Source organism: Curtobacterium sp. MCBD17_026 (assembly GCF_003234895.2).
GTDB classification, from domain to species: Bacteria; Actinomycetota; Actinomycetes; order Actinomycetales; family Microbacteriaceae; genus Curtobacterium; species Curtobacterium flaccumfaciens.
This window is the reverse complement of sequence record NZ_CP126281.1, coordinates 1,200,134-1,212,874: the sequence shown is the minus strand read 5'-3', so window position 1 is coordinate 1,212,874 and position 12,741 is coordinate 1,200,134. Positions and strand designations below refer to the sequence as shown.

11 protein-coding genes are annotated in these 12,741 nt (G+C 68.7%); 6 read left to right on the top strand and 5 right to left on the bottom strand.

Translation table 11 applies throughout. The annotated features are described in order from the left end of the window. Positions 1-9: 9 nt before the first annotated feature. Positions 10-405, bottom strand: a complete 396-nt coding sequence (locus DEI85_RS05750; RefSeq protein ID WP_111102962.1) for a MerR family transcriptional regulator — start codon at positions 403-405, stop codon at positions 10-12. 56 nt (positions 406-461) lie between these two features. On the opposite strand from DEI85_RS05750, the gene DEI85_RS05745 reads away from it, so the two are divergent. The 5 genes from DEI85_RS05745 (at position 462) to DEI85_RS05725 (ending at position 8,548) form a co-directional block, all read left to right on the top strand. Then, positions 462-1,172, top strand: coding sequence for an SDR family oxidoreductase (locus tag DEI85_RS05745; RefSeq protein ID WP_111123134.1), 711 nt, complete (start codon positions 462-464; stop codon positions 1,170-1,172). Between the two features lie 448 nt (positions 1,173-1,620). Continuing rightward, positions 1,621-5,475, top strand: coding sequence for a TIM-barrel domain-containing protein (locus DEI85_RS05740; protein ID WP_220038924.1), 3,855 nt, complete (start codon positions 1,621-1,623; stop codon positions 5,473-5,475). A gap of 222 nt (positions 5,476-5,697) precedes the next feature. Beyond that, positions 5,698-6,609, top strand: a complete 912-nt coding sequence (locus tag DEI85_RS05735) for a hypothetical protein (RefSeq protein WP_111123133.1) — start codon at positions 5,698-5,700, stop codon at positions 6,607-6,609. Further along, positions 6,597-7,889 carry a hypothetical protein gene (locus tag DEI85_RS05730; protein ID WP_111123132.1) on the top strand — a complete coding sequence of 431 codons (1,293 nt, stop codon included), beginning with the start codon at positions 6,597-6,599 and terminating at the stop codon, positions 7,887-7,889. The genes DEI85_RS05735 and DEI85_RS05730 overlap by 13 nt, the downstream gene beginning before the upstream one ends. Further along, the gene (locus DEI85_RS05725; RefSeq protein ID WP_110859303.1) at positions 7,886-8,548 is read left to right on the top strand and encodes an ABC transporter ATP-binding protein; all 663 of its coding nucleotides are present in this window, start codon (positions 7,886-7,888) and stop codon (positions 8,546-8,548) included. The genes DEI85_RS05730 and DEI85_RS05725 overlap by 4 nt, the downstream gene beginning before the upstream one ends. A 130-nt stretch (positions 8,549-8,678) precedes the next feature. On the opposite strand, the gene DEI85_RS05720 is transcribed toward DEI85_RS05725, so the two are convergent. Beyond that, complete coding sequence (locus DEI85_RS05720; RefSeq protein WP_181420008.1) at positions 8,679-8,837, bottom strand: hypothetical protein; 159 nt, start codon at positions 8,835-8,837, stop codon at positions 8,679-8,681. Between the two features lie 110 nt (positions 8,838-8,947). Here DEI85_RS05720 and DEI85_RS05715 point away from each other — a divergent pair, with 110 nt between their 5' ends. Beyond that, a complete protein-coding gene (locus DEI85_RS05715; protein WP_111090567.1) occupies positions 8,948-9,415 on the top strand; it encodes a MarR family winged helix-turn-helix transcriptional regulator in 468 nt (155 codons plus the stop codon). A 271-nt stretch (positions 9,416-9,686) separates the two neighbouring features. Here the strand turns inward: DEI85_RS05715 and DEI85_RS05710 are convergent, their stop codons facing one another. The 3 genes from DEI85_RS05710 to DEI85_RS05700 form a co-directional block, all read right to left on the bottom strand. Next, positions 9,687-10,463 (bottom strand): hypothetical protein, encoded by a 777-nt coding sequence (locus tag DEI85_RS05710; RefSeq protein ID WP_110859301.1) that lies wholly within the window; start codon positions 10,461-10,463, stop codon positions 9,687-9,689. A gap of 168 nt (positions 10,464-10,631) precedes the next feature. After that, positions 10,632-11,189, bottom strand: a complete 558-nt coding sequence (locus DEI85_RS05705) for a TetR/AcrR family transcriptional regulator (protein ID WP_111123131.1) — start codon at positions 11,187-11,189, stop codon at positions 10,632-10,634. Between the two features lie 17 nt (positions 11,190-11,206). Further along, positions 11,207-12,721: an MFS transporter gene (locus DEI85_RS05700; protein WP_110859299.1), complete on the bottom strand. Its 1,515-nt coding sequence runs from the start codon at positions 12,719-12,721 to the stop codon at positions 11,207-11,209. Positions 12,722-12,741 lie beyond the last annotated feature (20 nt).

Sequence of the window (12,741 nt, the reverse complement as noted above, 5' to 3'; positions counted from 1 at the left end):
TCGGGGCGCTCAGGCGGCGGCGGCGTTCGCCGACGAGCGGCACTCCTCCGGCGGCCGCCCCGCGACGGACTCCGCCGCGATGTCGCGGAGCCGCGCGAGGCGGTCGTGGGTGGCACCGAGGGCCTCGATCTGGCGTCGGATGCGATCGCTCTCCTCGTCGAAGTGGTCGAGCATCGTCCGCGTCGCGACCCCGGTGTCGAGGAAGGGCAGGAGTTCGACGATCCGACGACTCGGCATGCCCGCCGCGTAGAGCATCTGCATGAAGCGCACCCGCGCGACATCGGGCTCGCGGTACTCCCGGTGTCCGCCCGTGGTCCGCTCGGACTCGAGGAGGCCCTGTTCCTCGTAGTACCGCAGCGACCGGACGCTGACGCCGGCCCGTTCTGCGAGTTCACCGATCCGCATCGTTCTGCCCCTCGGACTTGATTCTGACGTTGACGTCAGGTTCTAGCGTAGCGGGCATGAACCTCTCTGGAGCCACCGCCCTCGTCACCGGCACGAACCGCGGTATCGGACGCCACCTCGCCGCGCAGCTGATCGCCCGTGGGGCGAAGGTCTACGCCACCGCCCGACGCCCTGACCTGATCGACCTCGAGGGCGTCGAGCGCCTCGCCCTCGACATCACCTCCCCCGCGTCCGTCGCAGCGGCGGCCGCGGTCGCGACCGACGTCGATCTCCTGATCAACAACGCCGGGATCGCGACCACGGCGACCCTGCTGGGCGACCTGGACGCAGCACACGCCGACATGGACACGAACGTCTGGGGCACCCTGTCCGTGATCCGCGCGTTCGCGCCGGTCCTGGCGGCGAACGGCGGTGGGAGCATCGTGAACATCGCCTCCGGCGCCTCGTGGCTCGCCATGCCCGGAGCCTCCGCCTACGCGGTGTCGAAGGCGGCCCTGTGGAACATGGGCAACGCGTTGCGTCACGAGCTGGCCAGCCAAGGAACCACGGTGATGTCCGTGCACCTCGGAGTGGCCGACACCGACATGACCGCGGGGATCTCGATGGCCAAGACCGACCCGGCGAACGTGGCGCGCGCGACCCTGGACGGCGTCGAGCGCGACGACTACGAGGTCGTCGTCGACGAGCAGGCCGCGTTGATCAAGCAGATGCTCGCCGGCGACCCCAAGGACCTGTACGCGGTGGTGGCGCAGATGCTCGCGTCGTAGGGGCGGGCCGAGAACTTTCAGCCGGCCGTCTTCGTTCTCCGTCACCCAGGCCGAGCACAGGGGGCGGAACGCGGGAGCGAATGCTTGCAGCAACCCTCCACGAACGGCGCTCGCCAGCGGGGTGACGGCCGAGCCTGGAGGTGGGCCCCACCAGCCGGTACCGGCGCACCGCGCCAGCGGGGTGACGGCCGAGCCTGGAGGCACGGTGCCAGCTGGCACCGGGCCTCCAGTCCGTCAGCGGCTCGAGTCCAGGGCTGCGCATGACGCGACCACGACGCTGACCGGTGCGGCGGGAGCCGCGAAACGAGCCGCCGACGGCTGCCCCTTCCTCGGGCGCCATTCGCGTCGTATGGTTTACAGCGTTGTAAACGGGCCGCCGCAGGGACGGCCCGCAGGTCACGGCCGTTGCACGGCCCGATGGACGACGACGTCCACGAGGAGCACCCACTTGCGCCCCATCTCCTTCCGTTCCCGAGGGCTGCGCCGCGCGCTGTCGTCGGGCATCGTCGCTGCGACCGCCCTCGGCATGCTCGGGATCGCCGCGATCCCGGCAGCCGCGGACCCGACAGCCGACCGCACCGTCGTCTCGGGCCAGGCCCGGTTCGAGGTGCTCTCCCCCACGCTGATCCGCACCGAGTACGCCGGCGACTCCCAGTTCACCGACGGCAGCACCTTCAACGTCATCGGGCGTGACGACTTCGCCCCGACGACGTTCACGAAGACCGAGCGGGACGGCTGGCTGACGCTCGACACGGGCGCGATGACCGTGCGCTACAAGGAGGGCTCGGGGGCGTTCACGCAGGACACCCTGCAGACCACCGTGACCACGGCGTCCGGCCAGCGGGTCACCGGCACCCCGTGGGTGTCGACGCCGACCCCGTCCTGCACGATCGGGTCGCTCTGCGAGGCCGAGACCCTCGGGCTCACCGGCCTGTCCCTCGCCACGGACCACACGGGCTTCACCGGAGCCGGGTTCGCCGCGGGCTTCGAGTCCGTCGGCAACGCGATGACCTTCACGACCACGGCGGAACGTGCCGGCTCGTACGACCTCGCCCTGCGCTACGCGAACTCGCAGGGCGGCGACGGCCAGGTCGCCACCCGCACCCTCAGCGTGACCGTCGACGGCGGAGCCGCCAAGACGATCCGGCTCGCACCCGGCGCGAACTGGGACGACTGGAAGACCACCGCCGCCACGACGCTCGACCTGACGGCGGGCGAGCACCGCGTGCGCATCGAACGCACCGCGGACGACTCCGGCCGGGTGAACGTCGACAGCCTGGCCCTGGTCAGCACCGGTGCCGCCTACCCGGCGCCGTCGACCACGGTCACCGGCGAGGACTGCGCGTTCGGCACCGTGTGCCAGGCCGAGGACTCGGCACGGACAGCCCCTGCGACGCCCGCCACGAACCACAACGGCTTCGCCGGAACCGGCTTCGTCGCCGGGTTCGAGCGTGCCGGGGCGCAGCTGACGACCCACGTCACCGGCGTGCCGGCCGCGGGCGACTACGCCCTGCAGGTCCGCTACGCCAACGGCTCCGCCGGGACGCCGACGCTCACCGCGGCCCCGGCCGGTCAACAGGCGACCACTGCACCGCTCCCGAAGACGAGCGGCTGGGACTACTGGAACACCGCCACCGTGCCGGTGCACCTGGCCGCCGGCAGGAACGACGTCGTGATCGGGTGCCCGACCGTGGCGAACAACTGCAACGTGAACTTCGACACCGTCGCCGTGGTCGACACCGCGTCGCCGGTCCTCGCCGCGCACGCCCCGCTCGGTGGGTACCGACGCGACCTCGACACCGCCAACGGATCCGTGAAGACGAACCCGGGTCTGCTCTACCAGGACGGCTGGTCACTCCTCGACGACAGCGCCTCGGCGTTGTACGACCAGGCGAACGACACCGTCACGCCGGCGGGTGACCACGGCGGCGAGCGCTACCAGGACGGCTACGTCTTCGGGTACGGCTCCGACTACCGCCATGCCCTGCAGGAGCTCGCCGTCCTGACCGGTCCGACGAAGCTGCTCCCCCGCTGGGCGTACGGCGTCTGGTACTCCGAGTACTACGACCGTTCGCAGGCCGACTACCTGGCGATCGCGAAGCAGTTCGAGGACGAGGACGTGCCCGTCGACGTCATGGCGATCGACACCGACTACAAGATCGGCAGCACCACCAACCAGGGCGACAGCAAGTGGAACGGCTGGTCGGTCGACCCGTCCCGGATCCCGGACATGACCGGCCTGCTCGCCGACTGGCACGCCGAGGGCATCCACAACACCCTCAACATCCACCCGTCGATCTCGAGCCAGGACCCGCAGTTCGCGAAGGCCCAGGCCACTGCGAAGGGCAAGCTCACCAAGGGCGACGGCGACCGGTACCTGTTCGACTGGTCCGACCCCGACCAGCTGAAGGCCTACTTCGACCTGCACACCTCGCTGCAGCCGAAGGGCGTCGACATGTGGTGGCTCGACTGGTGCTGCAGCGAGAACTCGAAGTACTCCGCGAACGGCGTCACCCCCGACGCGTTCATCAACCAGCAGTACGCGAAGTACACGGACCAGGCGCTCGGCGGCCGGGGGCTCGCGTTCTCGCGGGCGTACGGCTCGCTGACCGCCGGTGGCTACGGCAACCCACAGGCGGTCCCGACCGGACCGTGGGCGGACAAGCGCACGACCGTGCACTTCACCGGCGACACCACGTCGTCGTGGGACATGCTGCTCGCCGAGGTCGGGTACACCCCGGGTGAGTCCGCTGCGACCGGCCTGGCCTCGGTCAGTCACGACATCGGTGGCCACAACGGCGGGCAGTACGGCATCGAGGGCGCCGAGGAGGGCACGACCCAGCTGCCCGAGGACCTCTACGCCCGCTGGGTGCAACTCGGGACCTTCCAGCCGATCGACCGCCTGCACAGCAACCACAGCGACCGGCTGCCGTGGCAGTACCCGGCCGCCGCCGAGGCCTCGGCCAAGCAGTTCCTGAACCTCCGCGAGGCCCTGGTCCCCCTGACCTACACGCTCGCGGCCCAGGCCACCGAGACCGGCACGCCGATCCTGCAGCCGCTCTACCTGCAGTACCCCGAGGCGCAGGAGTCCTACGCCCAGGCCGGCTCGGAGTACCTGTACGGCCCGAACGTGCTCGTCGCCCCGGTCACCACCGCGAACGACGACTCCGGCAAGGCGACCCGCTCCGTCTGGTTCCCGGCCGGCAGCTCGTGGACCGACTGGTTCACCGGCAAGACGTACGCGGGCGGCACCACCGCCGACGTGACGACCGACCTGAACAGCATGCCGGTGTTCGTGAAGAGCGGCGGGATCGTCCCCACCCGCTCGGAGCAGGTCAAGAACGACGCCGCACCGCTCGACTCCGTCACCCTGACGGTGGCGACCGGAGCGAACGGCTCGTTCGACCTGCACGAAGACGCCGGCGAGGACGGCGCTGCGGACAACGCCGCCGACACCGCGCAGTCGAGCGCGATGACCACGGCAGCCGCGTCCGCGAAGGCCGGGGCGGGCAGCGCTTCCACCGCCGTCCGCTACACCCAGCAGGCGACCGGCGGTTCGCTCGCCATCGCCCCCGCCGACGGCTCCTTCGCCGGCCAGGTGCAGGACCGCTCGTGGACGGCGACGTTCACGAACGCCGACCGCCCCCGCACCGTCACCATCGACGGCCGAGTGATCACGAACACCGCCTGGACCTACGACGCCGCCACCCGCACCATCAGCGTGCCGGTCGACGAACGGTCCGTGACGAAGCGCACGGTCGTCGCCTTCAGCAGCAAGGCGGCGGCGACCCCGGCCCTGCGGGTCGAGTCGCCTCGGGTGGACGCGGGCGACACGCAGACCGTGACCGGCAGCGGGTTCCCGGCCGACACCGATGTGGCGCTGGCGACCGCGCCACGCATCGGCGGGGCCACCGCCCACACCGACGCGAGCGGTGCGTTCTCGGCCGACCTGCGGGTGCCGGGCACGGCGTCCGGTCGGGTGACCGTCACCGCATCGGTCGACGGTGTGGCCCTCGCTCGGGCCGCCTTCACCGTCGTGGCTGCGGCTGTTCCGGCGCCGACCACGTCGCCGAGCGCGGGCACTCCGGGCAGCGGCGCTCCGACGCCGGGTGACAGCGGATCCGGCACACCGGGCGCGGCAGCGCCGGGCAACGGTGGCGCGGATGCGGGCAGCGACCCGGGCGGCGCACTGGCCTGGACGGGCGCGAACCTGCTCCCCCTCGGGCTGCTGGCGGCGGCACTGCTCGCGGCCGGTGGACTGGTGTGGACGCTGCGGAGCCGGCGACGGCGCGCGCGTGCCTGAGCCCGCCTGATCTGTCGCCCTGGGCGGAACTGATCGACGGACGGGAGGCCCGGTGCCAGCTGGCACCGGGCCTCCAGTCCGTCCGCGGTCGCGCTGCAGATCCCCGATCAGGCGTCCGCAGGACGGTTGCGACCGAAAATAAGGTTGCTCGACAAAACGTTCTACGTCTGACATGTTAACGGCTCGTGAGCATGTACACCCGCTGCGGCGTGAGGAGAAGACGTGACGAAGCAACAGATCACGGCAATCGCGGGCCTGCTCCTGCTGGCCACGCTGTTGGCGGTCTTGATCGGGGTGTTCGACGCTCGCCGACGTGTGATCGCCGCGGAAGGCAATGACCTCCGCACGGGCCAGAGCGCGTGGGTGACCGCGACCCTCGACGATCTCGAGCGTGCGCGGAGCGCCTTCGAACCGGGAACCAAGGTGTTCGTGGAACTCGATGATCGTGTCCGCGCCGTTGCGATCCTGTCGGGACGGTGGACAGATGTCCCCCTGCACGAAGGGCATGCCCTGACCAGTGGTCCCGGCGAAGCTCTCGCCGGCGCGGACGTCAGCGTCCACGGTGACGACATCGCGGTCGGTGGCACGACCTACAACGTGGTGGGACGTCTCGGCGTCCGCGCCGACAGTCTGCTGTCCGATGAGGTGGTCATCGCCGATCCGTCGCGGTTCTCCGCGTCACCACAGCGGCTACTCCTGGACGGCCCGAGCAGCGCCCACCACTACAGCGCACAGTTCCCCGACAGGAGCGTCGAGATCATCGACGACGGCACGAACCGCAGGACGAACGTCGACGCTGTGTCGCCAGTTCTGGTCGCGCTGGGCGCACTCGTCGTCGTGCTCGTCGCCGTCGTCGCTGGCTTGCAAGCTGGACGATGGGAACTCCGCGCCGCCGCCGTCCGATTCACCACGGGGATCCGACCACTGAACACCCTTCGCAGCGCGGCCGCCAGAGTGGCTGCGATCGGCACCGCCGCCTCTACGGCTGCCCTCGCGGGCGCGGCGCTCGTCAGGCAGACCACCAGCCTCGACCTCGACGTCACCACCGCAGTCGTCGCGGTCGGAACGGTCATGCTCGCCGTCGCCGTCGCCGTCGCTTCGTTCTGGCAGGGAACCCGACGATGGAACTGCTGAACGACCTCCGGTCCAACTGGACGATCATCGTCGCCAAGATCGTCCTGCTCGTGCTGCTCGCACTCTGCTGGTACAACGTGGCATCGTTCACCCAGTCCACATCGCAGGCCGTGGCCCAGGGCCTGTCCGCCGATGCCGACGTCGACCTCTACACGGTGATCGACGATCTCGACCCGGACGCTTTCGAAGCGATCCGGCGGGACCAGCACGCGCTCGACGCAGTCGCAGCATTCGCCGACCGCATCGACGACGAGCCCGGGTTCGACTTCATCTCCTCGTACGACCAGCCCGTCACCGTCCAGGACTTCCGCGGCGACGACCGCTTCGACGTCGGGTACGGCACCGAGTACACGCTCAACGGGAAGTACCAGGACGAGTCTGGACGGAGCGTTCAGGACATCAAGTCCATCCAGCTCAACGAGACCGCGTACGAGTTCGCGGGGCTCTCCGTGCAGGACGGCAAGCCGATCGAGTGGAGCGCTGTCGACTGGGGATCCGGCCGGATCCCGGTGCTGCTCGGCAACGAGTACCGCGGCGTGTACGAGCTCGGCGAGCGACTCACCGGAGCGGTCATCCTGCAGGAGCAGGAGCTCGAAGTCGTCGGATTCCTCGAACCGAACAGCGCCATGTACTTCCGCGGTGAAGCCAACCACTACCTCGACGACACCGTCATCGTGCCCTACCCGCCGACACTCGCCGGACTCGACCGAGCAGCACTGGACCGGCTGGATCCCGAGCTGTTCGGGCGCCTGGTGTTCCAGATGCTCAACGCCGATCTCGCCGTCGATCACCGCCTCGATTTGGGAGGCGTCGTCGCGCGTCTCGACGCGATCGGAAACGACACCGGCTTCCGGTCGTACACGTTGCTCGGAGTTCCGGCCTACCTCGTGCAGCTCTCCCTCGTCCGCCAGCTCATCCAGGACAACCTGGTGCTCGTCACCGCGCTGCTCGCCGTCCTCACCACGGGCGTGGGCATCATCACGGCGTTCCTCCACCGGCTCCTGCATCACCGTCGAGCGCCAGTGGCACGGGTGCACCATCTCCTCGGGAGGAGCCCGGATGCCACGAACCGACTGTTCCGCGCAAGCCGCCTGACCGAGTACACCGCCGCGCTCGGGCTGTTCCTCGCGACCAGCGCGCTGCTCCCCAACGACAGTGCGATGGCACGACTCGGAGCCGGCACCGCCCTGCTCCTCTGGTGTGTGGCGGACGGCGTACTCGGTCGACGAGCCGTCCGCATCGAACTGACCGCCCAACGCCGAAGAGGTACCCCACGATGATCGTGCTGCGCGACGTTTCGAAGACCATCACCGAGCCCGACGGATCGACCCGAGCACTGTTCGACCGACTCGACTTCGACCTTCATGAAGACGATCACTCGGTCGCGATCACCGGGCGGAGCGGATCCGGCAAGAGCACGCTCCTCCGGATCCTCGCCGGCCTCGACACGGACTTCGGCGGGACCTACGAGCACGACGGGCGCGTGCTCGAGCGCACCGCACGGAGGATGGCGGCGCACCGACTGCGACACATCGGCATCGTCACCCAGGACCACAGCCTCCTCAGCGACCGCAGCGTGCTCGACAACGTCCGGCTCGGCGTTCCTGCTCGCGCTGATTCTGCCGCCCGAGCACATGACGCCCTCGAGGCGGTCGGCATCAGTCACCTCGCTGGCAAGCGCCCACGACGACTGTCAGGAGGAGAAGCGCAGCGCGTCGCGATCGCTCGAGCCATCGCGAAGCGCCCTGCCGTCGTCCTCGCCGATGAGCCCACCGGCGCACTGGACGAGACGACCGAAGACGACGTGCTCGCCCTCTTCGACCGGCTGCAGCAAGCAGGAAGCAAGTTCGTGATCGTCACCCACAGTGAGCGCGTTGCACAGCGATGTGGACGGCAACTCCAGCTCCACCACGAGCAACTCATCGCGCGCGGCACGTGAGGGACTGGAGGTGGGCCCCACCAGCCGGTACCGGCGCACCGCGCCAGCGGGGTGACGGCCGAGCCTGGAGGGACGGTGCCAGCTGGCACCGAGCCTCCGGTCCGTCAGTGGTTGCGCTCCAGATCCCCGATCACGCGCGCGCAGTACGGTCGCGGCTGAAGAACTCGGCGAACATCTCCCGTTTCGCCGCGTGTGAATCGGGCTCGAGCTCGAGTCCCTCCATGTTGAGGTCGGTCCCGAACAGTCGCAGGATTCCCGGGCCACTCGGCTCCGCGGTCTCGAGGGACACCGAGAACAGTGTCGAGCGTGCCGTTTTCGATCGCCTCGAGCATCTGCTCGTAGACGACGTCACGGAGAAGACGGCGGGGACCCTGGCTGGTCGGAGATTTCGGTACAAGCATGCCGGGACACATCCCGCATATCAGTCGCGAGGAAGAGCGGTTACGAACTATGTCAACGCCAGAGGAACGAGAACTCCCTGAACTGCTCGCACGAGTGTCGTTCGAGGTGATGGGGCGACTCGCGAAGCTGTCGGCCGAGGAGGACATGTCGCTGACGCTGTTGCGGATGCTTGCGATCCTCCGGGACCGGCGACTGCGTATGGCTGAGCTGGCGGCGGCGCTCGGAACAGATCGCTCCAGCACGTCGGGCCTGATCGCACGCGCCGAACGACGCGGCCTCGTCGAACGCGAGCCCGCTGCCAACGACAAGCGCGGTTTCACAGTCGCCCTCTCGCAGCGAGGGCACACCTTCGCCGCGGAAGTCGAGGAACGGACTTTCGCAGCGCTTGCACCGCTACTCAATAATGTCCCTGCTGCAGACCGTGACCGGCTCAGTGTCCTTCTGGGGTCCGTCGTCGAAGCGTGACGAGGGGTTCGGCCTGCCGACGCTGCGTATCAGGAGCACGGTTATGTGCCGCAGCAGACCCAGCGTTGATCCCCTCGCAGCCGTGTGTCGCAGGAGCTCGGCAGCGTTTGCGTCGTGCCGGCCGTTTACGAGACAGGGCCGACTGCGAAGTGGATAGCGTCGTCCGGTAAAAGATCGGTGAACGGTCGGCTGCACCGTACTTACACACGAGCTGCCCATCAAGTGGATCGCGCCCTAGGTACGGGGTCGGGCGCCGGGAGGGGAGGCTGCATTAGTCGACCGGACCGGCGGTGTACATCGGTTCGGAACCAGTCACCACCGATGCCCGCACCCCACCGCCGACCAAGCGGACCGTCAACGTCCCGCTGAGCGCCGTCGCCGACAGCGACACCTGCCCGTGCAGCGCCGCCCGCCGCGGGTAGCAAGCACTCGTCCCCTCGAGCTGATCAGCCGACGCGACAAGGCAGATCGTCGACCCGTCCCGCCCAACCCCGGCCCAAACGTTCCACGGCGTCGCCGCATCGTCGCCCGACAGCGAACGATTCGTGAACACCAGCCGGGCGCTCGAGGACTCCATCGACGTCACGATCCCCGCCGGCGGCAGGTCAGCAGCGGTCTGCGGCTGCTCGAGCCGCCGGTCGACCGCCACCGCCCCGGTCGCCGGCGTCACAGTCGACGCCGGCTCGACGGCGCGGCCACCCACGGACACACCGACCGCAGTACCCGCGACGAAGGCGATCACGACGGCTGCTGCGCCAAGGGCCCACATAACCCGGTGGTTGGTACCGCGGAAGCGGCCGCCTCGCCGCCAGACACCCGCCCCACGCTCCTCGGCGGCAGTAGCAATACCCACGCCCCCGACCTCAGACTCCTTGCTGTCAGACACCTCGTGTCCGAGCGCGGTGCGGTCGGCGGCGTCGGGCTCAGCGTTGCTCAGGGCGGCAAGGGCGCTCCGCGCGCGGGCCGCATCCGCAGGTGTCAATGCGGACCCCCACGCGACGCGTTCTAACCGTGCACGTTCAGCGTCGACGCCCTCAATCTGGTTCATCGCGCCCCTCGTCATCGATCCCACCGCGCAGTCTGACACTGGTACACGCGCTCAAGGGTTGCAGGCCCAATAGCCGATCAAGACCCTGTCGCCGACGAATGCGCTCACGACCGGACCGATGGCATGCTCCATCACCACACGTAGCCGCGGCATCCGATAGCCGATCGTCTACCGGTCGCCGTCGGTCTCGGTGGATCGGGTGAGGAGTTCCGTGAGACGTTCGCGGAGCGCTTCTCGGGTGGCGGCGTCGAACGCGAAGCCGGCGGTGGCTTCGTGCATCCACAACCCGTCGGCCGCGAGCCGCACGATGAGGTGGTCGATCGGCATCGCGGCCGCGGTGGCTGCATCGCCGACGGTCCAGCGGTTGAGGACGGTCCGCCAGGATTCCGCGTGCGTCGGGGTGAACGTTGCCTCGAGCAGGAGCATGAGTTCCGCTGTCGAGGCGGACCGCATGGATACTGCCATGTACGCGGCGAGACGCTGCTCCCGTGTCGAGGTGTCGAACGGCACCTCAAGGGCATCGAGGAGCTGCTGTTCCCAGCGAGCGGCTTCGTGTTCGTGGAGCGCTTCGAGGAGGGCTTCCCGGGTCGGGAAGTGGTACAGCAGGCCGCCCTTGGTGAGGCCTGACTCGACGGCAACGGAGTCGAACGTGACCGCAGTGATCCCCGAGGACTCGACGATCCGTGCCGCGGATTCGAGAACGAGGGTGCGTTTGCTCTCGCGCATGAAGAGGCCCTTCCAGGTCAGTGGTCTGCGTCCGGGATGGTCGCGTTCGATCCCGGTCCGTGTCTGCGGAGAAGGATCCCGGTGACGATGGCCCCAACACCGAGTACTGATGCGACGATCACCATCACCACGAAGTAGCCCGTGTCGTACGCGCTGCCGGCGGCAATGAGGATGCTGCGGCCATCGTCCGAAGCTCGTGCGGCTTCCGCCGCGGCGGACAGACTCTCACGCGCTTGATCAGCGTTCACGATGCCGCTCGGGAGCCGCACGAGTGCGGAGTAGATCGCAGTCACGATGCTGCCCAGGATCGCGACAGCGCTGAGGTTCCCCACTTCGTACGACACTTCCTCGATTGAAGAAGCCATGCCGGCACGTCGGGCTGGCACGTTGCCGACGATCGCCGTGGACGCGACCGACATCGTCGCGCCGGAGCCGGCGCCGAGGACGATCAGCCCCAGGAACAGCCAGCCGTTCAGAGAGTGGAAGGACACCGCGATGATCACCACACCGACGGCGCTCAGCGCCAGTCCGCCCGCGATGAGGGGAAGTAGACCGACCCGGTGAAGCACGAAACCGCCAGCGAGCGAGGTGGTGAGGGTCCCCACGGCGATCAGCGCCACGAGCAGACCCGCGTGGAACGGGGTCATACCCTCGAGGAGCTGGAACCGCTGCGTCGTCACGAGTTGAACGCCCGCGAACGCGAACATGCCCAGGCCAGCCCCGAGAAGCCCAGAAGAGAACGCGGGGTTCCGGAAGATGGTGAAGTCGAGCAACGGATACGGCAACCGGGCCTGACGGCGAGTGAACAGCACGGCACCGATGACCGCGGCGGCCAGCGCCCCACCGATCACGAGCGCCGACGGGGGACGATGTGCGATCTCCTTGATCGCAACGACTGCCCCGACGAGCGTGATCATCGCGTACACCGACGAAAGCAAATCCCACTTCTTTGTCGGATCAGGGTCGTTCGGTGGGGCGACGAACAGGGCGGCGACGAGGGCAATGACGGCGACAGGTACGTTGATCAGGAACACTGACCCCCACCAGAACTGTTCGAGCAGCAGACCGCTGACGATCGGCCCCAGCGCACCGCCGAGCACCGCGACGCTACCCCACACCGCGATCGCCACGTTGCGCTCACGGTCGTTCGTGAACGCCACCCGGATCAACGCCAACGTCGCCGGCATCATCGATGCCGCACCAACCGCCAGGATCGCTCGTGCTGCGATCAGGACCTCCGGGTTCGGGGAGAACGCAGCAACCAGTGACGCCATCCCGAAGATGCTCATTCCGGTCAGGAACATCCGCCGGTGCCCGACGCGGTCGCCGAGTGTTCCGGCTCCCAGCAGCAGACCCGCCATGACCAGCGGGTACGCGTTGATGATCCACAGACCCTCGTTCGCGGTGGCGCCGATCTCCTCGGTCAGGGTCGGTAGGGCCGTGTAGAGGATCGAGTTGTCCAGGGAGATCAGAAGCAACGACGCTGTGACCACGGCGAGCAGGGTCCATCTGCGACGGGAGGAGAGATGCATCCTTCAAACTATACCGGATG